Origin of the sequence: Oceanobacter antarcticus (assembly GCF_044962685.1) — a bacterium.
GTDB lineage: Bacteria > Pseudomonadota > Gammaproteobacteria > Pseudomonadales > Oceanobacteraceae > Oceanobacter > Oceanobacter antarcticus.
Window position 1 is genome coordinate 1 of the sequence record NZ_JBBKTX010000027.1, and the last position, 24,681, is coordinate 24,681.

At 54.4% G+C, this 24,681-nt stretch carries 19 protein-coding genes and 2 pseudogenes; 8 read left to right on the plus strand and 13 right to left on the minus strand.

Going from position 1 to position 24,681, the window contains the following annotated elements:
* Positions 1-186 precede the first annotated feature (186 nt).
* From tnpA to WG929_RS17795, 4 genes and pseudogenes are all read left to right on the plus strand, one after another.
* Entirely contained in the window at positions 187-552 is a 366-nt protein-coding gene (gene tnpA, locus WG929_RS17780; protein ID WP_416207163.1) for an IS66-like element accessory protein TnpA, read from the plus strand.
* Positions 549-785, plus strand: a complete 237-nt coding sequence (gene tnpB, locus WG929_RS17785; protein WP_416207164.1) for an IS66 family insertion sequence element accessory protein TnpB — start codon at positions 549-551, stop codon at positions 783-785. Before tnpA ends, tnpB begins: the two co-directional genes overlap by 4 nt.
* Before the next feature lie 74 nt (positions 786-859).
* Positions 860-2,397: pseudogene (gene tnpC / locus WG929_RS17790) on the plus strand (IS66 family transposase).
* A 371-nt stretch (positions 2,398-2,768) separates the two neighbouring features.
* Positions 2,769-2,988 (plus strand): annotated as a pseudogene (locus tag WG929_RS17795) (IS66 family transposase); the annotation flags it as partial.
* Positions 2,989-3,104: 116 nt separating this feature from the next.
* On the opposite strand, the gene WG929_RS17800 reads toward WG929_RS17795, so the two are convergent.
* Both WG929_RS17800 and WG929_RS17805 read right to left on the minus strand, forming a co-directional pair.
* A complete protein-coding gene (locus WG929_RS17800; RefSeq protein ID WP_416207165.1) occupies positions 3,105-4,886 on the minus strand; it encodes a sodium:solute symporter family protein in 1,782 nt (593 codons plus the stop codon).
* A gap of 27 nt (positions 4,887-4,913) precedes the next feature.
* On the minus strand, positions 4,914-5,177 hold the full coding sequence (locus tag WG929_RS17805) for a DUF4212 domain-containing protein (protein ID WP_369857005.1): 264 nt from the start codon (positions 5,175-5,177) through the stop codon (positions 4,914-4,916).
* Between the two features lie 308 nt (positions 5,178-5,485).
* Here WG929_RS17805 and WG929_RS17810 point away from each other — a divergent pair, with 308 nt between their 5' ends.
* Complete coding sequence (locus WG929_RS17810; protein WP_416207166.1) at positions 5,486-6,847, plus strand: deoxyguanosinetriphosphate triphosphohydrolase; 1,362 nt, start codon at positions 5,486-5,488, stop codon at positions 6,845-6,847.
* A 59-nt stretch (positions 6,848-6,906) separates the two neighbouring features.
* On the opposite strand, the gene WG929_RS17815 is transcribed toward WG929_RS17810, so the two are convergent.
* Positions 6,907-8,847 (minus strand): 5'-nucleotidase C-terminal domain-containing protein, encoded by a 1,941-nt coding sequence (locus WG929_RS17815; protein ID WP_416207167.1) that lies wholly within the window; start codon positions 8,845-8,847, stop codon positions 6,907-6,909.
* A gap of 225 nt (positions 8,848-9,072) precedes the next feature.
* Between WG929_RS17815 and WG929_RS17820 the strand changes: the two genes are divergently transcribed.
* The 3 genes from WG929_RS17820 to WG929_RS17830 are packed head-to-tail and all read left to right on the plus strand — an operon-like array spanning position 9,073 to position 11,889.
* A complete protein-coding gene (locus tag WG929_RS17820) occupies positions 9,073-9,996 on the plus strand; it encodes a DMT family transporter (protein ID WP_416207168.1) in 924 nt (307 codons plus the stop codon).
* Between the two features lie 49 nt (positions 9,997-10,045).
* Positions 10,046-10,648: an LPP20 family lipoprotein gene (locus WG929_RS17825; protein ID WP_369857009.1), complete on the plus strand. Its 603-nt coding sequence runs from the start codon at positions 10,046-10,048 to the stop codon at positions 10,646-10,648.
* Between the two features lie 32 nt (positions 10,649-10,680).
* Positions 10,681-11,889: a flagella assembly protein FlgT gene (locus WG929_RS17830; RefSeq protein WP_416207169.1), complete on the plus strand. Its 1,209-nt coding sequence runs from the start codon at positions 10,681-10,683 to the stop codon at positions 11,887-11,889.
* 106 nt (positions 11,890-11,995) lie between these two features.
* Here WG929_RS17830 and WG929_RS17835 read toward each other — a convergent pair whose 3' ends face one another.
* The 10 genes from WG929_RS17835 to WG929_RS17880 all read right to left on the minus strand — a co-directional run bounded on the left by WG929_RS17835 (position 11,996) and on the right by WG929_RS17880 (position 24,655).
* On the minus strand, positions 11,996-13,522 hold the full coding sequence (locus WG929_RS17835) for a SpoVR family protein (protein WP_416207170.1): 1,527 nt from the start codon (positions 13,520-13,522) through the stop codon (positions 11,996-11,998).
* Positions 13,519-14,805 carry a YeaH/YhbH family protein gene (locus WG929_RS17840; protein WP_416207171.1) on the minus strand — a complete coding sequence of 429 codons (1,287 nt, stop codon included), beginning with the start codon at positions 14,803-14,805 and terminating at the stop codon, positions 13,519-13,521. Before WG929_RS17840 ends, WG929_RS17835 begins: the two co-directional genes overlap by 4 nt.
* Positions 14,806-14,954: 149 nt before the next feature.
* Positions 14,955-16,877, minus strand: coding sequence for a PrkA family serine protein kinase (locus WG929_RS17845; protein ID WP_416207172.1), 1,923 nt, complete (start codon positions 16,875-16,877; stop codon positions 14,955-14,957).
* A gap of 551 nt (positions 16,878-17,428) precedes the next feature.
* Positions 17,429-17,752, minus strand: a complete 324-nt coding sequence (gene glpE / locus WG929_RS17850) for a thiosulfate sulfurtransferase GlpE (protein ID WP_416207173.1) — start codon at positions 17,750-17,752, stop codon at positions 17,429-17,431.
* 21 nt (positions 17,753-17,773) lie between these two features.
* Positions 17,774-18,577, minus strand: coding sequence for a symmetrical bis(5'-nucleosyl)-tetraphosphatase (locus WG929_RS17855; RefSeq protein ID WP_416207174.1), 804 nt, complete (start codon positions 18,575-18,577; stop codon positions 17,774-17,776).
* 153 nt (positions 18,578-18,730) lie between these two features.
* Entirely contained in the window at positions 18,731-19,108 is a 378-nt protein-coding gene (apaG, locus tag WG929_RS17860) for a Co2+/Mg2+ efflux facilitator ApaG/CorD (protein WP_369857016.1), read from the minus strand.
* Positions 19,095-19,937, minus strand: a complete 843-nt coding sequence (rsmA, locus tag WG929_RS17865) for a 16S rRNA (adenine(1518)-N(6)/adenine(1519)-N(6))-dimethyltransferase RsmA (protein WP_369857017.1) — start codon at positions 19,935-19,937, stop codon at positions 19,095-19,097. The genes apaG and rsmA overlap by 14 nt, the downstream gene beginning before the upstream one ends.
* A complete protein-coding gene (gene pdxA / locus WG929_RS17870; protein ID WP_416207175.1) occupies positions 19,934-20,938 on the minus strand; it encodes a 4-hydroxythreonine-4-phosphate dehydrogenase PdxA in 1,005 nt (334 codons plus the stop codon). Before pdxA ends, rsmA begins: the two co-directional genes overlap by 4 nt.
* Entirely contained in the window at positions 20,935-22,215 is a 1,281-nt protein-coding gene (locus tag WG929_RS17875; protein ID WP_416207176.1) for a peptidylprolyl isomerase, read from the minus strand. The genes pdxA and WG929_RS17875 overlap by 4 nt, the downstream gene beginning before the upstream one ends.
* Positions 22,205-24,655, minus strand: a complete 2,451-nt coding sequence (locus WG929_RS17880) for an LPS-assembly protein LptD (RefSeq protein ID WP_416207177.1) — start codon at positions 24,653-24,655, stop codon at positions 22,205-22,207. Before WG929_RS17880 ends, WG929_RS17875 begins: the two co-directional genes overlap by 11 nt.
* Positions 24,656-24,681: the final 26 nt, after the last annotated feature.

Below are 24,681 nucleotides of genomic sequence, written 5' to 3' on the forward strand. Positions count from 1 at the left end.
CGTCAAGCTCTTAAACAGAACACCCCGTCCTGCGCTGCAGGGCGGGGTTTTTTACGTTATGTCTTACTGAAAGTCACTTCTTGATGTCAGGATACTTGTCCAAGGTAAGCGACCGGTAATCTCATCTTGAGCCCGGCGCAGCTGACGTCAGGATAGTGTCCACCTATTTTCTAGTGGACACTTAATATGAGCACTCTAAGCGTAACCAAGCCTTACCAAAAACGCCGTCGCTATTCCCCAGACTTCAAGGCCAGCATCGTCGCCACCTGCTATGAACCGGGTGCGTCCGTAGCACGCATTGCCCTGGATAATGGTCTCAACGCCAATCTGGTGCGACGCTGGATCAGTGAGTCGCGACGAACCGATAACCCGCTTACTTCAGTGCCGGCGTTCGTTCTGGTTAACCTGCCAGCCCCGCCAACTACTGCACACGGTAACCCGCGCAACAGTATCCGTATCGAGATACCCCATGTCGGTGGCGCTGTTGTCGTGGAGTGGCCTGCCGACCAGGCGCATCAGTGCGCGGCCTTGTTACGCGATCTGTTGCGGTGATCCGCATCGATGAGATCTGGCTCGCCACCGAACCGCTGGATATGCGCGCCGGTCCGGATACGGCCTTGGCACGTGTTATCCAGGTCTTCGGTGCTGCCAGACCACACTGTGCGTATCTGTTTGCCAACAAGCGCGGTGACCGAGTGAACCTGACAGACGAGCAGTTGGTTGCCCTGGCCCAGGGCCTACCATGGCAACGTATTGGTGAGGCTGGGATCATCTCAGTGTTGTAATCATATTCTGCTGCTGGTGACCATAACCCGAAGGGTGAATTCCGAGCCGGACACAGGGTTGGCATACTATTGCCATGACCCGGCAGCCTGATCTCAACCAGCTCTCCGCCAACCAACTCCGCGTCTTGACCGCAGAGCTGATGGCCACGCTGGCGGCTAAAGATCGAGCGCTGGTGAACAGAATACACTGAACGACAAGCTGACGCTCGAACTGGCTATCCTCAAGCGCCACAAGTTTGCCCGGCGCAGTGAGCAATCGAATGCGCTGCAAGGCTTGCTGCTGGATGAGCTGGTCGACAGCGATCTGGCCGCCATTGACGTCGAGCTTGAGCAGGCGATGGCCGCTAACGGCCAGACCTCCAAGCCGAAGCAACAACCCAAGCGCACCCCGCTGCCGCCTGAATTGCCCCGCACCTTGATCCACCACGAGCCTGACAACACGCAGTGTCGTTGTGGCTGCCAGCTCAAGCGCATCGGTGAAGACGTCAGTGAAAAGCTGGACTACATTCCCGGCGAGTTCAGCGTAGAGCGCCATATCCGCGGCAAGTGGGCCTGCGACAACGGTGAAACCTTGATCCAGGCACCGGTTCCAGCACAGATCATCGACAAGGGCATCCCTACTTCGGGGCTGTTGGCTCAGGTGCTGGTCGCCAAGTATGCCGATCATCTGCCGCTGTACCGCCAAGAACGTATCTTCGGTCGCGCCGGTCTCGAAATCCCGCGCTCCACTTTGGCCGAATGGGTGGGCGCCTGCGGCGTACAGCTGCAACCGCTAGTGGATGCGCTGCGCCGCGAGTTACTGGCACATCCGGTACGGCATGTCGATGAGACTCCGGTCAGCACGTTGGCGCCGGGCAAGAAGAAAACCCACAAAGCCTATGTGTGGGCCTATTGCAGCACCGGGTTCAATGACCTGAAAGCAACGGTGTACGAATTTGCTCCGAGCCGTGCCGGCGAACACGCCCGCGCCTTCCTGGGTGACTGGCAAGGCAAGCTGGTCTGTGATGATTATTCTGGCTACAAAGCCGGGTTCGGCAAGGGCATCGTAGAAATCGGCTGCATGGCCCATGCCCGCCGCAAGTTCTATGACCTGCACCAGGCCAACCAGAGCACCTTGGCTGCCCAGGCCCTTGAGTACATCAAACATCTCTACGAAGTAGAGCGGTAAACCAAGGACTTACCGCCGGACAAACGGCAGGCCATCCGGGCAGCCAAAGCCTGCCCACTAGCCGATGCCTTGCATCAGTGGATGCTTGCCCACCGAACAAAAGTGCCGGATGGCTCCGGCACCGCCAGGGCATTGGATTACAGCCTGAAACGCTGGGGTGCGCTGACGCGCTACCTCGATGATGGCAGCGTCCCGATCGATAACAACCGGGTGGAAAACCAGATCCGCCCCTGGGCTTTAGGTCGCTCCAACTGGCTGTTCGCTGGATCGTTGCGCAGTGGTCAACGCGCTGCCGCGATCATGAGTCTGATCCAATCAGCCAAGCTGAATGGCCATGATCCTTATGCCTACCTGAAAGATGTGCTGACTCGACTGCCAACGCAGAAGAACAACGCCATCGAAGAGCTGCTGCCGTACAACTGGAAACCGGCCATCAAGGTGTGATTACCGGTCGCTTACGTTTAGCGAACTAAATAAGCGACGAATAACGCCGGACTGGAAGCTCGGTTTCACGAGTTCCACTGGGGCGAAGCCTGGCGCGGTGAGCAGTTGCCCTCGCCATGGAATTGTTCGATCGTGTCGAGCATAAAGAACGGGCCCTGGTGTACTGCGATGCAGGGGCAACTGCTGGGTAAAACTGATTGATAGTGATCAGCGGCGGTCGAGGCCGATCTGGCAGAGGTCATGACCGAGGAGCAGACAGCGTCCCGGCCCAAGCAAACGCTCAAGCGCAAACCTCTACAACAGGAACTGCCCCGTAACCTGACTCACCAGCTGGAAAGCACTCATTACTCATGGCTGCCAGTTCAAGCACGTTGCCCATCGATAATAAATGGGTGGAAAACCAGATCCAGCCCTGGACCGTTCTAATAGGCTGTTTACGGGATCTCTGCACAGTGATCAACGTGCCACAACGGTCATGACACTGATCCAGTCAGCCAAGCTGACGGGTACGATCCGTATGCCTGCCTGAAAGATGCATTGGCCTGGTTGCCGACGCAGAAAAACCGAGCTATTGCCTATAACTGGAGGCCAGTTATACCTGGCAAGGTGCGCTCGCCGGACGCTTACCGTGTATCCACAAAACCAAACAACAAGCATAAAAAAACCCGGCCGAAACCGGGTTATAACGAAAGTTCGCTTATTACATCTTAGTGATCTTGAGCAGCGCCAGCGCCTTTGGGAACACGGATACTTTCGACCATTTCCTCAATATGTTTAGGTACGGGAGCTGTCATGCTGGTTACCGCAAAGGCAACAACAAAGTTGATCAGCGCACCCATAGCACCAAAGGCTTCTGGTGCAATACCAAGGAACCAGTTGTCCGGTGTGTTTGGCAACATTTCGGTGCCAGCAACAAAGAACCAGCCTTTGTAGGTGAAAATGTATACTAGAGTAGACAGCAGACCAGCAAGCATACCGGCGACTGCACCAGTGTTGTTGATCTTGGTGCTGAAGATACCCATCATCAATGCCGGGAAGATCGAGGACGCTGCCAGACCAAAGGCCAGAGCTACTACCTGAGCCGCGAATCCGGGCGGATTCAGACCGAGGTAACCCGCTACCAAAATGGCACCTGCCATGGCGATACGAGCAGCCATGAGTTCCTGCTTCTCACTGATGTCTGGCATAAAGGTGCTTTTTAGCAAGTCGTGAGAGATAGCCGAAGAGATAGCCAGCAACAAGCCGGCTGCTGTCGACAGCGCAGCTGCCAAGCCACCAGCGGCTACCAGTGCAATGACCCAGTTAGGCAGGTTGGCAATTTCGGGGTTAGCCAAGACCATGATGTCCCGGTCAACCTTGACCATTTCGTTGCCTTTCCAGCCGTATGATTCAGCTTTGGCGGCGAACTCAGGGTTTGTATCATCATAATACTGGATACGACCATCACCGTTTTTATCTTCAAACTGCAGCAGACCTGTAGTTTCCCAATTCTTGAACCAATCCGGACGTTTTTCGTATTCCAGGTTGGCTTGCGGATCGCCTACTGAGAATTCAGGGTTCTGAATGGTATTGGTCAGATTCAGACGGGCCATAGAGCCAACCGCTGGTGCGGTGGTATAGAGGATGGCAATGAACAGTAATGCCCAGCCAGCAGATTTACGCGCATCGGATACTTTCGGCACGGTGAAAAAACGGATGATCACGTGAGGCAAACCAGCGGTACCAAACATCAGTGACAGGGTGTACATCATCATGTTAAAGGTGCCGCCTTTTTGGGCGGTGTATTCTGCAAAACCGAGATCAACCAAGGTTTGATCCAGTTTGACCAGTAGCGGCGTGCCATCAGCCGTATCGCTGAGGAAACCCAGTTGTGGCAGTGGGTTGCCGGTCAGGTTCAGCGAGATAAACACCGCAGGAACGGTGTAGGCAAAAATCAGTACACAGTATTGCGCGATCTGAGTGTAGGTGACGCCTTTCATACCGCCCAATACGGCGTAGAAGAATACAATCGCCATACCGGAGTACAGGCCGGTTGCGTAGTCAACGTCGAGGAAGCGCGAGAAGGCCACACCGATCCCTTTCATCTGACCAATAACGTACGTCAGCGACGCCACAATCAGACAGATAACAGCAACAATACGGGCGGTTTTGGAATAGTAACGGTCGCCAATAAAGTCAGGAACCGTGAATTTGCCAAATTTACGCAGGTAAGGTGCCAGGCACAGTGCCAGCAGGACATAGCCACCGGTCCAGCCCATCAGGAAGATGGAGGCATCGTAGCCTTTAAAGGCGATCAGACCGGCCATGCCGATAAAAGAAGCCGCAGACATCCAGTCGGCACCGGTTGCCATGCCATTCGCGACTGGATGAACACCACCGCCTGCAGAGTAGAATTCGCCGGTCGTGCCCGCTCGGGCCCATACCGCAATACCCATATACAGGGCAAAGGTCAGACCTACAACGATGTAGGTTAAGGTCGTGAGATCCATTATTGATTCCTCAGCTATTTGTTTTTATTAGTCTTCAACGCCGAATTCACGATCGAGATCGCGCATTTTCTTGGCGTAATAAAATACGATTGCGAGGAACACATAAATGGAACCTTGCTGAGCGAACCAGAATCCCAACCCAACGCCACCCACCGGGATAACATCGAGTATCGGACGAAGCAAAATACCGAATCCATATGAGCATAAAGCCCAAATTACCAGCAGCACTTTCATCAGATTGATGTTTCTGCGCCAGTAGGCCTTTTTGTCATCATCAGACTTGAAAGCCATAACCCCTCCTAATTGTTATTTTATAGGTAAGCTAAAACTAGCAGCTAAGCCTGATAGCGCAACAGATAGACCTTGGTAGTAGCATCAAAACAGGCCACGACTCAGAATAAAATATTTGTTAAATCAGCAGGTTATAGAAAGTCAGCCGGTTGCTATACCATGGTCGCAAGCATCAGGCGTCGCCTGTTTGACCGCGTGGGCGGGGAGACAGCCTGAGGGTTGATGTTGTGGGCTGAACGGCGGGTTGGAAAGGGTGCGTACCGATCAACGCGCCAGGCATATAAGCAGTAATGAACGGAGCAGAGTCTATGGAAAAGCAACCGGATGGCGGGTGCATGAACTGGCGGCAATTACTGTTGCCGCTGCGCTACGGCGAAACCCAGGCACGTCTGGCGCTGGATATCGGCCGTACTCCCTTTCACAAGGACTACGACCGTATCATTTTTTCGTCGGCGTTTCGGCGGTTGAATCGTAAAACCCAGGTGCATCCGCTGACCGAAAATGATCACTTGCACAGTCGCCTGACTCATTCACTGGAAGTGGGGTGTGTCGGCCGCTCGCTCGGCAGCATGGTCGGTAACGCCATGGCGCATAAACTGCCGGAGTTTATCGATGCTGGCGATCTCGGTGCATTGGTTCAGGCCGCTTGTCTGGCTCACGATATCGGTAATCCGCCCTATGGACACAGTGGTGAAGACGCGATTCGACACTGGTTTATGGATCCACAGAATCACCATTTTCTTGCAGGCTTGTCTGCACTGGAGCAGGCCGACCTGATGACCTTTGAGGGTAACGCCCAAGGGTTACGGCTGGTGACCCAAGTGGAATACAACCGCTTCAAGGGCGGTATGCGGTTAACCTATGCGACGTTGGGGACGTTTCTCAAATATCCCTGGAGTGTTGCCGAAGTGACGCAGGGCAGAGCGAAAAAATTTGGCTGTTATCAGTCGGAGCTGCCGATTCTGCGAGAAGTCGCCAGCGCCTTGGGGCTGCTCAAGCGGGGAGAGGATCGCTGGTGTCGCCACCCGCTGGTATATCTGGTCGAGGCCGCTGATGATATTTGTTACGGTCTGATTGACCTTGAAGATGGCGTTGAAGTGGGCTTGTTGCAGTATCACGAGGTCGAAACCCTGCTCAGTCCGTTATTGGTCGATCAGTGGGAACAGGTTCAGGAAGATCTGGCCAACGAAGAGGGTGACCGCCGCAAGTTACAGATTCTGCGCGGTTATGCGATGGAGGTGATGGTACAAGCGGTCAGTGCCAGCTTTACTCGCCATGAAGCGCAACTGCTGCAAGGCTGTCTGGACGGCGGCATTATTGACTATTGCCCGGAAGCCGTGCGCCATGTGGTGGCTGATGCCAAGGAACTGGCGCGCCAGCGCATCTTCAGGGATGGGCGCAAGCTGACAATCGAGATTGGCTCCTACACGACGCTGGGTATTCTGCTGGAAGCTTTTCTCAGTGCGGCGCGAGAGTGTGCAACCAGTCAGGCTCCGACGTTTCGTAATGCCCGCTTGCTGGAATTGATGGGGGGCTCGGCTCCACAGCCCGGCTGGACATTGTACGAGAGTTATATGCGCACCATCGATTATATCTCGGGCATGACTGATACCTATGCGGCCAGCCTGGCGCGGCAGTTTTCTGGCTACTACCCGCCGACACAGGGGTAAGAGACAACAAACAGGGGCCAATGGCCCCTGTTTGTTTGGTCAGATCCGCCAGTTCTGGCTCAGAACCCGATGCAGCTGCCACTGCTGTGATTACAGCTGTCCGTGCCAATGTAGGATTGGGTGGAGTATTCACTAATGGGCAGCTTGTTGACGGTTTGGCCAGCGTCACTGAGCTGCTTGACGTAGTCCATGAAGCCTTGCGCATACTCGGTAAAAGTATCGACATAGGCATCCCCGGTGATCTCGGCAAAGGTGGTGTAACCGTCTTGGCCAGCGGCAATATAGTTGTTGGTCACCACGATATAGGTGGCGGCGAGATCGATGGCACCCCAGTCACCGGCGACGCGGGAGTTGACTTCCAGATTGCTGAAACGGCTGCCCTTGGCCTGCGAGGCATCTACGTCAAAACGCAGGCCGGATGCGTAAGGGTATGAGCCGGTAGAGCCGCCGTCACTGAGGGCGTAGTCGAACGCATCTTCCAGAACGTTCTTGATCTGTTGGCCAGTCATTTCCAGGGTTGCCATGGTGTTGGCAAATGGCAACAGTGAGTAAGCGTCGGCAATGGTGTAGTCGCCTGAGGCGACGTCGACCCGGACGCCACCGCCATTTTGAATCGCGATGTCAGCCGTTGGCGTGATGGTCATAAAGGCTTTGGCGACGATATTGGAGATATCGCTGCCATGCACGGTGGTGTCAGAGACATCACAAATACTGGAGCGGCCCTGGCCGGGAATACGCTCAAGACAGAGATCTTCCGAGATGGTGCCAATGACGGTTTGACGCAGTACATCGGCAACCTGGTCGTAGCCTGCCAGAATAGCAGCACTGTTGCTGTCGGCGATGGTAGACACGACGTCGTCGTCAGCAGTCAGTTGCTGCGTTACCGTGAAGGCATCCACGGCGTCCAGCGTGCGGTCTTCACTGCCATTATAGGCATACGTGAAAGTGGTGCCAATCGGCAGGTAGGGGTGACCGGAACATTGGGTGACAACCCCGTCGGCATCAAAACTGACATCCAGTTTGCCCAACAAATGGGCGTATTCCCAGGCATGTACAACACAGGTGGTGTCACCATCCTTGTTGGTGACGACGGTGGGGTATGCCGCGACCGGGTTGAAGCCCAGCTTGGTAAAGGTACTGTCACCCAGCAGGGTGTGTGAATCGCCCCCGACAATCACGTCAACGCCAGTCAGGTTGGATGCCAGAGTCAGATCGTTGGCATATTGATAGTGGGTCATCAGGATGATCTTGTTGATCCCCGCCGCTGTTAACTCGTCGATGTATTGCTGGGCGGTTTCGGTCTCGTCCAGCAACAGGGTACCGGCATCAGGGAAGGAGGAATTCTGGGTTTTGCTGGCGATATCGATACCAATAATGCCGATTTTTTCACCGTCTTTTTCAACGATGGTATAGGGCTGAATATAACCACTGGCGATGGCCGATGTGGCGGATGGTTGCACATTGGCAGCCAGGGTCGCGGTTTCGCAAGCGCTGGCGTTGAGGGAATCGAGGAAGTTGGCCAGGCCGGAGTCGCCGCCATCAAATTCGTGGTTGCCGAGGGCAAAGGCATCAAAGCAGATCTGGTTCATAACGGCAGCATCGGCAGTACCGTTGAACAGTGAAAAGTACAGCGTACCGGTAACCGCATCACCGGAGTGCAGTTTCAGCACATTGGTGTGCTGGTTGCTGAGAGTAGTAAACAGAGTGGTCAGCATCGGGAAGCCGCCGTATTCAACCGCGACTTCGCTGATGGCTTCGTCGGCTTCCGTTTTGGCGTTTAACGCCAGCGCCGAGGTGTCGATATCCAGTGTTTCTGCCGAGAGATGCGAGTGGTGGTCATTCATATGCAGAATGGTCAGATCCAGCGCTTTGGCGGTTGGCGCGTTCGTTCCGTCGCTGCCATTGGATCCATTCTGGCCGTCTTGACCGTCCTTGCCATCACTGCCACACGCCGCCAGTACGATTGCCAGTGCAAGCGTGGATAATCTGAATAGGTTCATGTCATCGTCCTCTGAAGATTTGGGATTAGCCGAGAATGAGAAACGCTATGGTTGGTTGATGAATTTCCGGTTACTTGCAGATGACGCATGAATGACAATCGCTGACCTTTCTTTGACATTGTCCAGGCTTATCCTGCGAGGCGAATCGCCTGCAGCAGTTGCAACAAGGCGCGGAAACCACCATTTTGTCGCCATCAGCCGGATCAGGTCGTCAGGAAAACTGCCATGTTAGTAATTGTTGCGTATTTACTGGTCATCCTTATTTGGTCGACCACACCACTGGCGTTACAAGCGAGCCAGGAAGGTATCGGGTTTTTTATGGCCGCCATGCTGAGAATGACCGTGAGCGCCATGCTGTCGCTACCGCTGGTATGGATTATGGGGCAGCGTCTGGAGCGCTCGCGGCAGGCGATCAACAGTTATGTTGGCGGCACCATCGGTATTTATGGCGCCATGATGGCGGTGTATTGGGGTGCTCATTACATCCCGTCCGGGTTGATCTCGGTGCTGTACGGACTGAGTCCGATGCTGTCGGGGGCGATTGCCTGGGTTTGGCTGAAAGAACGTGAGCTGACGCCTGCGAGAGTGTTTGCTTTGCTGGTGGCGCTGGCTGGGCTTGGACTGGTCGTGGCTGCCCGCCTGGATCTGGACGAGCAGTCCTGGCGGGGCATTGTCGGCACTCTGGTCTCGGTATTTTGTTTTGCCTTGAGTGCCGTCTGGGTCAAACGCTCCAACGCCGGGTTGCATCCGATGGTACAAACCAGCGGCAGCCTGTTGTTGTCGTCGGTGTTGTACGTCTTGTCGATTCCGTTTTTCGGTTTGGTCTGGCCAGATCCATGGCCAACCAGAGGGTTGCTCAGTCTTGGTTACCTGACGGTGTTTGGCTCACTGCTCGGGTTTGTACTGTATTTCCTGGTGTTGCGTCATTACAGCGCCGCGCGGGTCACCATGATTACGTTGATTGCACCGGTTTTGGCGGTGCTCTGGGGCCACCTGTTGAACGATGAAACGCTGCAGCTGGCGACGTTGCAGGGCGCTGGTTTGTTGCTGCTGGCGCTGGCCTTGTATCAGTGGCCACAGAGGCTGGATCGTCTGCTGCATCATGGGCTGCTGGCTCCGCAACGTTGGCGAGCGCGGAAAAAAGCTTAACTCAATGTATTTTCGGCCGATAACTGCTGTAAACCGGTCGGAGATCATCATGAAACGAGTGCTATATCTGCAGATACTTGTCTGTACGGCGTTAATAATGACAGGGTGTAGCGATATGCTGATGCGCCACAGCAGCACACCGAAAGACGCCGAAGCGTATTTTTCACCGGTAGAACAACAAATTGATCCGATCGCCCCCATGCTGCTGCGAGTAGTGGGGTATGGCGCAATGGCAAACGGCAAAGGCATGACGGACGCCCAGCGGCGTTTGTTGGCGATTCGTGCTGCCCGTATGGATGCTTATCGAGCCATGGCTGAACGGGTGTACGGAACGGCCATTCAAGGGAGTACCACGGTGCGCGATATGGTGGTCGAAAACGACCGTCTGAAAACCTATATCGAAACCTGGTTGCATGGCGCCCGGGTGGTCAGTTCGGATGTGATGCCGGATGGGACGGTGGAAACCCTGCTGGAAATGACCATTGATCAGGGTTTCCGTAACTGTCTGCAAACCATGGATAACCAGCGGGTTAACGTTGACTGTCGAGTTTCCCTTGGCGGCGCGAGCTTGAGCCAGTTTGTTGAACGCCAGCGCAGCCGGGTCAAGGGTGAAGCGCCTGTGCCTGACTCCGGTTTTTATTTTATTGAATGATGATGGTTTCTGACCGGAGCCGGGAGGCTGCAATGTGTGCGATATGGTATGCCGGAATCAGTAGTGTGCTGCTGCTGTTGCTCAGTGGATCAGTACAGGCGCAGACGGTGGAAGTGACCGGTCGCGCCGTCATTGAAATATCGGTTAATCAGGCCCGTGAAGATGCTCTGACCGATGCGTTACGGCAGGCGGGCTTGACGGCTGGAGCCAGTATCCGCTCAACCCAACGTCTGTCTGCCGGGCAGCTGGATCAGGATGATATGGATATCCGCAGCCGTGCCCGTGTGCACAACGTCGAAGTCCTGAGAGAAGGCCCGCATGATGGCATCTATGAACTGGAAATTCGGGCAGCGGTGCGTCCGGAAGCCATGTGTTCGACCAGTCAGCAGTCCTATCGCAAGGCGATTGCAGTGGCTGGGTTTGGTCTGGCACAACCGTCCCAGGCAACTCTGGGACGGCTGCACAATATCGAACAGGATTTACCGCGAGTACTGATCAGTGAATTGAATCACAGCCGCTTTGTTCAAGCGCTTGATGCCAGCCGAATCAGCCTGTACGAAGATCCACGCCGGGCACCATCAATGGAGACGAGTCAGCAGCGGTTGACAACGTCGGTGGCGCTGGCAACCCGGTTGGGAGCGCAATATGTAGTGTCTGGTGTGGTGCGGCAGCTGGGGCAAGGCAATCCGGGCAAGCAAGCTGAACCCGAACCACAGGCCGGTTGGAAGTCGCTATTGGGGCTGGATAGGGCAACCCCGGAGCGTGAGTTTGTCGCCGATCTGTTTGTGCATGACGGCCTGAGCGGTGCCTTGTTGTTTCAGCGTACTTATCAGGGGTCTGGCGCCTGGACACCGGAGCGGAATGCCAGCGTCGGGTTTGCTTCGCCGGTATTCTGGGGCACTCCCTATGGCAAGGAAGTGGGACATATTCTGGAAGCCATGGTCGATGACATTGGAGAAGTCATACGGTGTCAGCCATTCATGGCTCGTATCGTGGCAGCCCGAGGCAAGCGTATACACATTGAAGCCAGTGGTGGTACCGGTATTCGTCCCGGTGACAAGTTTCAGGTGTACCGCACAGGCACCTTTTATAATCTTGACCTTGAACCCCGTACCGAGCTGACTGATATGGCAACCGAAGTCGTGATCAAGCAGGTACAGCCCCAGTTTGTGGTGGCAGAAATGACCAGTGACGCGGCCTCGCTGGCGATCCAGCGCGATGATCTGGTGATTGCCTGGTGATTGTTGGTAATTGACGAGAAAATTAATCGAAGAGTTGAGAGGTTGCGGGCGGCCCGACTCCAGGGAGTCGGGCCTCTATCCTCGCTCGGGGGACTGGCTGACAGTGTTAGTCTGCTACCTTCATGGAAGGGCAGCTGGTCTTGCTCATCAGTTTGCCATCCTTGTAGGTTTCCAGATGAATATCAAACCCCCACAGATAATTAAGATGCTTGAGCACTTCGTGCACATCGGTGGAGAGCGGCGTGCCATCCTGCATGGTATGGCGTAACGTCATGGAACGATCCCCTTGCAGGTCGACCGACCAGACCTGGATATTCGGCTCCCTGACCGACAGGTCGTACTGGCGCGCCAGCATTTCCCGCACCTTGCGATAGCCACTGTCGTTGTGAATGGCTTCGATCTCGTAATGGGAGCGCTCGTCATCGTCATAAAGACTGAAAAGATGGAATTCCCGCATCAGGTGAGGTGACAAGAATTGCTGTACAAAACTCTCGTCCTTGAAGTTGTGCATGGCAAAGTGCAAGGTCTCCAGCCAGTCTTTACCGGCGATATCCGGAAACCATTCATAATCTTCAGCGGTCGGGTTTTCGCAAATCCGTTTGATGTCCCTGAACATGTTGAAACCGAGTGCGTAGGGGTTGATGCCTGAGTAATAGGGCGAGTCAAAGCTCGGTTGGTGCACCACATTTGAATGCGATGACAGCACCTCCATCATAAAACCATCGGTGACCTTGCCTTCATCATACAGATGGTTCAGCAGGGTGTAATGCCAGAAGGTAGCCCAGCCTTCGTTCATCACCTGAGTCTGGCGTTGTGGATAAAAATATTGCGAAATCTTGCGCACGATACGCACCAGCTCCCGCTGCCAGGGGGCCAGAATCGGAGCGTTTTTTTCGAGAAAATAGAGCAGGTTTTCCTGCGGTTCTTCCGGGAATTTACCTTGTTTGTTTTTGACTTCATCGGTGTTATAGGTCGGTAGCGTACGCCAGAGATCGTTGATCTGCCGTTGCATCTGGTCTTCCCGTTCTTCCTGACGCAACTTTTCTTCAGCGGCGGATATTGGCCGTGGTCGGCGATAGCGATCAACACCATAGTTCTGCAGTGAATGGCAGGCATCCAGCACACGTTCAACTTCTTCGCTACCGTAACGCTCTTCGCACTTGCGGACGTAGTGCTTGGCAAACAGCAGGTAATCAATGATAGAACTGGCGTCTGTCCAGGTCTGGAACAGGTAGTTACCCTTGAAAAAGGAGTTGTGGCCATAACAGGCATGGGCAATCACCAGTGCCTGCATCGGCATGGTGTTTTCTTCCATCAGGTAAGCAATGCAGGGATCTGAGTTAATGACAATCTCGTAAGCCAGACCCATTTGCCCGCGCTGGTAGCTTTTTTGGGTAGCCAGAAACTGCTTGCCGTAAGACCAATGGTTGTAGCCAATCGGCATGCCCACCGATGAATAGGCATCCATCATTTGTTCAGCGCTGATGATTTCTATCTGGTTTGGATAGGTTTCGAGGCCATAACCCTTGGCGATACGGGCAATTTCCCGATCGTAGTCTTCCAGCAGCGCAAAGGTCCAGTCGGAATCCGTGGACAGGTACTCGCGCTTGTCTGACGTTTGATTGAGACTCATACGGCCTCCTTGTAACGCTCTTTGGCAAACAGTTCCCGGAAGACCGGAAAGATATCACCGGGATTACGGATCTGGGCGGTGGCAAACTGAGGGGCATTGGCTTTGGCAACGCTTTGATAGGCGTACCAGAGTGCCTGATGCTCATGCGGGGTGATTTCTATATAGGCAAAGTGCTGGATGATGGGCAACAGTTGATCGGCGAGTATTCTGGCGCAAATAGGGGAGTCGTCATCCCAGTTGTCGCCGTCAGATGCCTGGGCACCGTAGATGTTCCAGCCACCACTGAGGTAGCGCTCCTGAACAATGTCATTCATCAGCTTCAGCGCGCTTGATACGATGGTGCCGCCGGTTTCCCTGGAATAGAAAAACTCTTCTTCGGTGACTTCCTTGGCGCTGGTGTGGTGACGAATAAACACAATCTCGATGTGCTCATAGTTCTTTTCCAGAAAGAGGTAGAGCAACAGGTAAAAGCGTTTGGCCAGATCCTTGACGTCCTGGGTCATGGAACCGGAGACATCCATCAGACAAAACATCACTGCCTTGCTGGTAGGGGTTGGGACTTTGACCTGATTGCGGTAGCGCAGGTCAAGCTGGTCGATAAAAGGCAGCAGCTTGAGTTTTTTCTCCAGTGATTCGATTTCTTCCCGCATGGCGGTTATCTGGTCGGCATGGGTTTTGGTATTGCCAGCCGCCAGCAGGGCTTCGATTTCGCTGGTCAGTTCCCGAATACGCCGACGTTTGCCTGCTCCCATCCCGATGCGGCGAGCATGGGCATTACGCAGGGAGCGGACAACCGAGAGGTTGTTGGGCGTGCCTTCCGAGACAAAACCGGCCCTCCGGGTCTTGAACTCTTTCGACTGCGACAGGGTTTTCTTGACCATGTTGGGTAGTTCAAGGTCATCAAACAGATATTTGAGAAACTCGTCCTTGGTAATAAAAAAGCTGAAGTCGTCTTCCCCTTCGCCCTGATTGCTGGCTTTGCCGGAACCGGAGCCGCCACCACCACCTTTGGGTTTTTCCAGCTGGTCGCCGGTATTGAATTCCTTGTTGCCCGGAAAGACCCGATGCTGTTTGCCACCCTGGCCATGGCCGATAACGGGTTCATGGGTATTGCGGGTCGGGATGCTGATTTGCTCTCCCCGCTCCATATCGGTGATGGAGCGGCGATTGACGGCGTCGGATACGGCTTCCTTGATGTGCTGGCGATAGCGGCGTAAAAAACGCTGCCGGTTCACCATACTCTTGTTTTTGCCGTTAAGACGTCGATCAATGATATATGACATATATAGTCTCCACACGTCAGAAGCTCCCCGGTGGAGCTTCTCTGGCCCATAAGCCACCCGGCTTTGAGCAAGGCTGGCTATTTATTCGGGCAGACCATCGGCCGGAAACCGTGCAGCGACTAACTGAACGCTACACGGGTTTAAACCGGTTACTGGGACTTGCGTACGCGCAGGTACCACTCGGATAGCAAGCGCACCTGTTTCTCGGTATAGCCTCGTTCAGTCATGCGAGCAACAAAATCGTTGTGTTTCTTCTGATCCTGGTTGGAAGACTTGGCAGAGAAGGAAATAACTGGCAGCAGGTCTTCGGTATTGGAGAACATTTTTTTCTCGATAACGGAGCGCATTTTCTCGTACGACTGCCAGGAAGGGTTGTTGCCGTTGTGGTTGGCTCTGGCGCGTAAAACGAAGTTGACGATCTCGTTGCGGAAATCTTTCGGGTTGCTGATACCGGCGGACTTCTCGATTTTTTCCAGTTCTTCGTTGATCGCGACACGATCCAGTATTTCGCCGGTTTCCGGGTCGCGGTATTCCTGATCCTGAATCCAGAAGTCGGCATAGGTAACGTAGCGGTCAAAAATATTCTGACCGTATTCGGAATAGGATTCGAGATAAGCGGTCTGGATTTCCTTGCCGATAAACTCAACGTAATCCTGAGCCAGGTATTCTTTCAGGTAATTGAGATAGCGGTTGTGGGTTTCTTCTGGATATTGCTCCTGCTCGATCGCCTGTTCGAGAATATACATCAGGTGCACCGGATTGGCGGCGACTTCGGTGGCGTCAAAGTTGAAGACCTTGGAGAGAATCTTGAAGGCGAAACGGGTGGATATTCCGTTCATGCCTTCATCAACCCCGGCGGCGTCGCGATATTCCTGCAGTGACTTGGCTTTGGGGTCGGTATCCTTGAGATTTTCCCCGTTGTAGATCCGCATCTTGGAGTAGACGCTGGAATTTTCCGGTTCTTTCAGGCGGGATAATACGGTGAACTTGGCCAGCATCTTCAGAGTATCCGGTGCGCAGGGTGCACTGGCCAGCGAGCTGTGTTCCAGCAGCTTTTCGTAGATCTTCACTTCTTCGTTAACGCGCAGGCAGTAAGGCACCTTGACGATATAGACACGGTCGAGGAAGGCTTCGTTGTTTTTGTTATTCTTGAAGGTTTGCCATTCTGATTCGTTGGAGTGAGCCAGAATAACGCCTTCAAACGGAATGGCACCCATGCCTTCGGTGCCATTGTAGTTACCTTCCTGGGTGGCAGTCAGTAATGGGTGCAGCACCTTGATCGGTGCCTTGAACATCTCGACAAATTCCATCAGACCCTGGTTGGAGCGGCACAAGGCACCGGAATAGGCGTAGGCATCCGGATCATCCTGGGAATAGTCTTCCAGTTTGCGAATATCCACCTTGCCCACCAGTGAGGAAATATCCTGGTTGTTTTCGTCGCCCGGCTCGGTTTTGGCCACCCCGATCTGGTCGAGAGTCGAAGGGTAAAGCTTGACCACTTCGAATTTGCTGATATCGCCGCCCATTTCATGCAGGCGCTTGACCGCCCAGGGCGACATTACCCGCCCGAGGTAACGGCGCGGGATGCCAAAATCCTCTTCCAGAATGTCGGCATCTTCGGCCGGGTCAAACAGCCCCAGCGGCGATTCAAAGACCGGTGAACCCTTGATGGCATAAAACGGCACATTCTGGATCAACAGTTTCAGGCGTTCAGCCAGTGACGATTTGCCGCCGCCGACTGGCCCTAGCAGATACAGCACCTGCTTGCGTTCTTCCAGCCCCTGAGCAGCATGACGGAAGTAGGAAACGATACTTTCTACCGCTTCTTCCATGCCGTAAAACTCATTAAATGCCGGGTAACGCTTGATCATCTTGTTGGAGAATATGCGACTGAGGCGCAGGTCTTTGGACGTGTCTATCAGTTGCGGCTCACCGATGGCTAATAACAAACGTTCGGCGGCTGTGGCATACACACTCGGGTCTTTTTTGCAGAGCTCGAGGTAGTCTTGCAGGCTCATGACTTCTTGCTGAGTGGCCTGATAACGATCTTGATAGCGGCTGAATACACTCATTGGGCACCTCTTCGGCTGGTAGATATCGTTGTTCAATTGACGTCCAGAACTGCGGCGTTCCTCTTTTTGATTCGGTTGTTCAGCTACAAAAGCATACTTTCCAATGCCTTTAAAGCTTGCTGTCTCATGCTTTGGTTTGGCAGCACCGGATTGGTTCAGTCTAGTCGTTGTTTGACACTGATGACTTTTTGACTATTTAAAGTGTTATGCATTGAGTGTGCCGTAACAGCGTATGCCAATGCCAGAATGGCCGCTCGATAATGGCTGGAGCTAACAGTGGTTAGACCTGTGGCAAGGAATTGGCTGCTGCACGGGAGCAAACAGGAGTGACGAAAAGGTGCTTGTCATTGTCCTGACGACGGTAGGATTAACAAAGGTTCATACGGCGAAGGCGCAGGCGTGGCCAGGATCATGCGGAGGAGGTATCAGAGGTGCGGGTAGTGGCCGGATGGTGGCGCTGTTGAACGGTGAGATTGGCCTGCAAGTCTGATCGCCGCAGGCCCTGCGGGAGAGGGCTTGCCGGATGTCAGCAAGCCCTGATATCGGTATGGTTAGCTGTGTTGACACAATTCTGGGCAGGTCACTTTCCACATCTCGTACCCCCCTTTCAGGCTGTACACCGACTCGTAACCCTGCTCGGCAAAGAACTGGGCTGCACCCTGGCTGGAGTTGCCATGGTAGCAACAGACGATCAGGGGTTTTTGCTTGCTGGTCGCTGCGATAAAATTATTCAGGTTCTGGTTGTCGACACGTTGTGCAGCATTCATATGGCCAGACTGGTAGCTCATGGCATCACGGATATCGGCGATCTGAACATCACCGTTGGCGATCATGGCTTTGGCATCGGCTGCATTTATCTGGGTAAAACCGCTCATCTGTTACTCCTTTAATAGGCGTCAGGCCGAAGCTGGTACGGCATAGCGCTGTTTGTTGTTCAGGCTCATGGCTGTTAGCTGTCCGCCCCAGACACAGCCCGTGTCGAGGGCTTCGATATGGTTGTGGTGGATATTGCCGTTCAGCGCTGCCCAGTGACCAAAAATCAGGCGTGTTTGAGTGTTGCTTGCCTCAAACCAGGGCATAAATCCTTTCGGTGCACTGTCGAGACCTTCCTTGGCGCTAAAATCAAGGCGGCAATGAGTATCGATAAAGCGCATGCGTGTCAAATAGTTGACAATCGTGCGCCAGCGCTCAGGCCCTGTTAATTGTTCATCCCAGATGTCCGGTGCATTGCCGTATAGCTCGCGCAGCAGGTCTTGACTCTGGTCTCCCTGCAAGATCTGCTCAACTTCTGCTGCCAGTGCTCTGGCCTGTGTTGCCGACCAGATGGGTGGAATACCGGCATGGCTCATACACCATTGCTGGTCATCACTCAGGTGCACTAATGGGCAATAGCGTAACCAGTGCATCAGTTCATCGCAATCCGGTGCGTTCAGGACGCTGTCGAGGGTGTCGCTTTTGCTCTTGCGACTACTGCCGTAGTAACGCGCCAGCAGGTGCAGGTCGTGGTTACCGAGTACGGCGACCACGCTGTCTCCCAGCGAGCTGGCCCAGCGTAATACCTCCAGACTTTGCGGGCCCCGGTTAACCAAGTCTCCCGCGAGCCAGAGCTGATCATGCTGTGGATCAAAATGTATCAGTTCCAACAGCCGTTGTAGCGGTTCATAACAGCCCTGAATATCACCAATGGCGTAAGTGGTCACGGTCTGGCTCCCTGTCAGACGGATTGAAAATCTGTCCGCGTTACGATGACTGCGTTAAAAATGACCTTTAAATACGCATTTCTGACTGCTAAACCGCTTTTTTAATCATTTTTGTCTTGCGCTGACGGCATCGAAAGCGTTGCTCAGCGCCCCCTAATTCAAGGCGTAGGTGGTTGCCAGGGTGAATACCGGGATGGTGGCGTGAAACAGGGTGCCATCATCCGCTTCCATCACATAGTAACCACGCATACTGCCAACCGGGGTGCTCAGTACGGCCCCAGAGGTATAATCGAACTGCTGTTGCGGGGCAATATTGGGCTGTTCTCCGACTACGCCTTCACCTTTGACTTCCTGTATATCGCCATTGCCATTGGTAATAAACCAGTGGCGGGTTTTTAACGTGGCACCCTGATCCCCCTGGTTGCTGATGCAAACCTGGTAGGAAAATACAAAACGTTCATCTTCCGGGTCAGATTGTTCTTCCAGATACTCTGGCAGCACGGTCACCCGGATGCATTCACTCAGTCCCATTTTCTTTCTCCGCTTGCTCAGACAGCTGTAATACGGCATCGGCAATACGGACATAGTCTTCCAGTGTCAGTACTTCCGGGCGCAGCTGTGTATCAATGCCCAATGCTTCCAGTTGTTCGGCGCTGATGAGCTTTTTTAAAGTGTTTCGTATGGTTTTACGACGCATACTGAAGGCTTCACGTACGACGGTTTGTAGCATTTTTGTATCTTTAGCGACGATCGGCAGTGTTTCGTAAGGCGTCATTCTGACAATGGCAGACTCTACTTTGGGCGGCGGATTAAACGATCCTGGCCCGACAATAAACAGCAGCTCTACCTTGCAATAATACTGTGTCATGATGCTCAAGCGGCCATAGTCGGAGTTACCCGGTACCGCTGCCAGGCGTTCGACCACTTCTTTTTGCAACATGAAATGCATGTCTTGCACCAGCGCATGGTGGCTCAGCAAGTGGAAGATCAGTGGCGTGGAAATATTGTAGGGCAAATTGCCAATAATACGCAGACGTTTGCCGGGTTCAGCCAGCTGGCTGAAATCGAATTTGAGGGCATCACCTTCGTGAATTTGCAGGCCGGGATAGTTAAAGAACTTGGTGCGCAAGATGGGAATCAGGTCGCGATCCAGCTCAACCACGTTTAACTTGCCGGTGGCTTCCAGCAGCGGCTCGGTAATGGCGCCCATGCCTGGGCCAATTTCTACCAGACAGTCATCATCCTTGGGGTAAATGGCGTTGATGATGTTGCTGATCACATAGGGGTCATGGAGAAAGTTCTGCCCAAAGCGCTTGCGGGCCTTGTGGCCGTGCAGATTGGGTTTGGGGTGGCGACTCATGCGGTTTTGACTCCGGCGGTGTGGCGGCTGTCGGCCATGTGTGCTGCAACGGCAATGGCCGTGTGCAGGCTACCACTGTCGGCCTTGCCGGTAGCGGCGAGGTCGAGGGCGGTACCATGGTCGACAGAAGTACGAATAAAGGGCAGCCCCAGTGTGATGTTGGCGGCGCGTCCGAAACCATGAAATTTCAGCACTGGCAGGCCTTGATCGTGATACATGGCGAGGGTAGCGTCAGCACCAGCAAGATGTTTGGGTGTATACAGGGTATCGGCGGGCAGTGGCCCGATCAGATGGATGCCTTCCTGGCGCAGCTGTGCCAGCGTGGGTTCGATAATATCCTGTTCCTCGTGGCCCAGATGGCCATTTTCGCCGGCGTGAGGATTGAGGCCAGCCACCAGAATACGTGGCTGCGGGCAGCCAAAAAACATTTTCAGGTCATGATCCAGAATACGGATAACCCGGCTCAGGCGCTCGGGGGTGATAGCATCGGCGACGTCCCGTAGCGGCAAGTGGGTGGTGACCAGAGCAACCCTCAGATCGGTGGTGGCCAACATCATCACGACTTCTTCCACACCGGCAAAATCACGGAAGTATTCGGTATGGCCACTGAATGGCATACCGGCATCATTGATCACACCTTTGTGCACCGGGGCGGTGACAATCGCATCCCAGTGACCCTCGTTGCATCCCTGAGCTGCGATGGTCAGGGTAGCCAGTACATAACGGGCATTGGCCGGGTTGAGTTCACCGGCAACGGCGGGTTGTTGCAAGGCAACCGGCTGAACATACAGCGTACCCGTTGGGGTCGGAACTGTGGCGCTGGCCGGGTTAAAATCCACCAGGGTCAGCGGCAAGCGGAGTTGTCTGGCCCGTTCAGCCAGCAGCTGTGGGTCTGCGATCACCACCAGTTGGTGTTCACTTCCCTGCTGAGCCAGCTGAATACAAAGGTCGGGGCCAATACCGCCGGGTTCTCCGGCTGTTATTGCCAGACGCAGGGTCATGCAGGCTCCTTGATGTCAACATAGGCTTCGGTGCGGATTTTGCGCAGCCACAACGGCAGCTCTTCTTCAAAGCGACGCGAGTACAGCAATTGGCGGATCTGGTTGCGTTGCATTTCCTTACCGATATCACTTTGGCGCTGGGCTTGCACCTGCAATATGTGCCAACCGAACTGGGTTTCAAATGGTGCACTGATATTACCGATTTGTGCCTGCTGCAGGGTGGCATCAAACTCTGGCACCATGGCACCGGGACTGACCCAGCCAAGGTCGCCACCGGCGGAGCCACTGCCAGGGTCGTCGCTGAATTCTTTCGCCAGTACGGCGAAGTCTGCTCCTTGTAACAGCCGTTGATACAGTTGATTGATCAGTGTTTCACTTTCGTCTTTGCTGCGTAATTCATTCGGACTGACAAGAATATGGCGCACCTGGTACTGGGTGATTAATTGGCTGTTGCCGCCACGCTTTTCCAGCACGGCAACCAGGTGGTAGCCACTGGAACTGCGGATAGGGTCAGAGACTTCACCGGCTGCCAGTGTCGGTACAACCGTAGCAAAAATCCCCGGTAGCTGGCCTTCTTTGCGCCAGCCCAGGTCGCCGCCCTTGAGCGCGTTACGACCATCTGATTCGCCAATGGCGACGTCAGTGAAGTTGGCACCAGCGCGAATACGGGCAACCAGGGCGCGGGCCTTCAATTCGGCTTTTTGCAAGTCGCTGGCGCTGGCATCGGCAGGAACAGACACCAGAATATGGCCAAGGCGGTATTCGGCGGCGGAGGCCATTTTGCCGATTTCGGAGGCGAGAAAATAATCGACATCCTGATCGGTGATCTGAATGGTTTCTCCGACCCGGATACGCTGCAGCCGGCTGGTGATCATCTCGGTTTCAATCTGTTCCCTGGCAGTAGCAAAGGGAATGCCTTCGGCTTCCATCGCAGCGCGGAACTGCTCCAGATTCATCTTGTTCTGGGCAGCAATACGTTGCAGGGAGTCGTTCAGCTGGGCATCACTGATACGAATACCAATGCGCTTGGCCAGCTGCAGCTGAATACTTTCCTCTATCAGACGATCCAGTACCTGTTTTTTCAGTACCGAATCATCAGGCAGGTTGGCTCCACGGTTCTGGCTGCGGACATTCTGCACCCGCTGCTGCAACTGTGAGGCCATGATCGCGTCGTCATCAACGATTGCAACGACTTGGTCAATCAGTACCGGCTCGGCTTGGCTCAGCGTGCTGCTGAGGGTGAGGAAAAACAGGAAAATCAGCTTGTTAATAGTCATGGTATTGCCGTCTGGAGTAACCTTTGATGCTGTTGCGAACGGTGGCGTCGGTGCCGCCACCCAGCGTGCTGAGACCTTTGAGCTGAATACTGAACATCAGGCTCTGGCTCTTTTCGGTGCTGTAGCTGGCGCTGTCATCGGCTGTCGGAGAAGACTCCTTGTACAGCACTTGCAAGCGCCAGCAACAATTCTGGTATTCAAATCCGGCCAGCGATTCCAGTACGGAGCTGGTGGGGCGACGCTCGCCTTCCGGGTAGTTCTTCATATCCTTGAGTACGCGTCCGGTCAGGGCCCAGCGATCACTGAGCGCCCAGAAGGCGTTGATATCGGCCTGATACAGGTCGGTCTCGATCGTACCACTATCGGAATTCTCGCTTTGAACCTTGTTAACAGAAAGGTTCAGCATGCGGTTGCTGAGCGGCACATAGTCGACCCCCAGACGGCGCTGGCGCGCATAGTCGCCATACACATCCCACTCCAGTGTCTGGTTCAAACGCCAGTGTCTGCCCGGACGCCATTCCACTTCGGCCAGTGTACTGGAGGTGGCGTGGCTGTCATTGACTTCGTCGCTGTCGAGTTGAACCTGGCGCCGATCGCCGAAATAAACCCGGCCAAGGCTAAAACGCAGCCATTCACCCCCGCGCTGATCGATAATCCGGCTGGTGATACCGAGGCTGACCTGTTCGAGGTCGGCGAGACGATCAGCGCCGATAAAACGATCACCCTGAAACAGGCTGTCGTAGCTGACACTGGTAACCTTGGTATCAAAGGCGGGAATTGTATCCTGGCCCGACTGGTAAGGGCTTTTGACCCAGAACAGGCGCGGTTCCAGCGTTTGGGTCTGGATAGTATCAAACCAGTGTAACGGTCGTTCAAAAAACAGCCCTGAATCGAGACTGTAACGGGGGACACCGTAATTGACCACGGTGTTGTAATCGAAGCTGTCTGGACTGCTCAGACGATAATAGCGATAGCGGTAACTGGCTTCTGGCTGGATATAACTGTACGGCTGTTCGAAACGCCAGGCGATGGCGTTGTCGCTGACCAGCCGACGGCCATCGAGAGAAGCAAAGCCGGTCAGTGTCTGCTCACTGCCGTTGATGGTAGCGCTGTCTTCCCGTTCGAAACGACTGCCTTGCAAACGGCTGCTCACCCGCCAGCGATCGTATCGTTGCTGGTAGTCGAGGGTAGCCTGAGGCAAGCGTTTGTAAGGTCGGTCGGTCAGGTCAATGGTATCGTCGATGGTCTGAAAACCCTCGGCCAGCAATTCAAACCGCCAGGTATCGTTCTGGTAACGCAGCTGGCCCAAACGTGGCAGGTGAGTGGTGCGGTCGATCGCGGTGGATGAGTTTAGATCGGCGAGATAGTCGTTGTCGCTGACGTGGTTATAGACCCAGCGATGTTGCCAGTGCGGCCCCAGAGTGCCGGACTGCTGGTAGTTGATCAGCCAGCGTTCACGCTCGTCGGTGGCGTCCTGATTAAGGTAGGCATAGTTCAGCTCACCGTCGCCAAGCCAGCGGGTTTTGTGGCGCAACTGGCTTTCCCACAACCAGCCGCGCTGGTTGAAGTAGTGCGGCGCGATAGTCGCGTCCAGATTGCTGGCCAGGTTCAGGTAGAACGGCAGTTTCAGTTCTTCCAGACCGGCGTTACCGCCCAGCGAGAAGCTGGGATCGAGGAAACCCGTGGTCCGACGATCATCAATCGGGAAACGATAATAGGGGATGTAGAAAACAGGGATATCCATCACTTCCAGACGGGTGTTCCAGGCACTGCCAATGCCCTGCTGTTGATCGAGATAAATATGGCTGGCGGCGATACGCCAATCGTCCTGGCCCGGTTCACACCAGGTGACGGTGGCTTCATTCAGTTCGATGGTGCCTTCCGAACGGGTCGTCATACTGGTTGCAGTACCGCGCATATGGCGTGCGGGTAGCGCATAGTTGGCACTTTCCAGTACCAGTTCACTACGACTGCTTGTGGCACTTTGGGTAGCATTTGGCTGTTCCTGAAAGCGAGCATGGTCACTGTGAACGGTCACTTCGTCATTAAAAAAACTGACGTCGCTATCAAACTCTGCCTGACGCAGACTGGCATCCCAGCGCGCAGAATCGCTTTTTAATACATAGTCTTCTCGTCGCATGCTGACGGAACCGGTGAACTCGGCGTTGCCATTACGATCTACGAACGCCTGTTCGGATTCGGCTTCGAGGCGGCCATCAGAGAGCGGTTGCAACTGGTTAGGCAGGTAGCGACCGGAGCAGAAGGACGGCAACCCGGCAAGCTCAGCATCACTCAGTAGCGCCCGTGGATACCAATTCAGCAACGGTGTTTCAGCCTGAACCAGGGGGCTGGTGCTCGCCGTGCAGCAGGTGATCAGTAGCAGCCTGCAGGCGTAACGAGCAGGCAGGCGCGATGGCGTCAGCGGCATGCGAGTGGGCATCGGCTGTGTATGGATTGCATCTGACT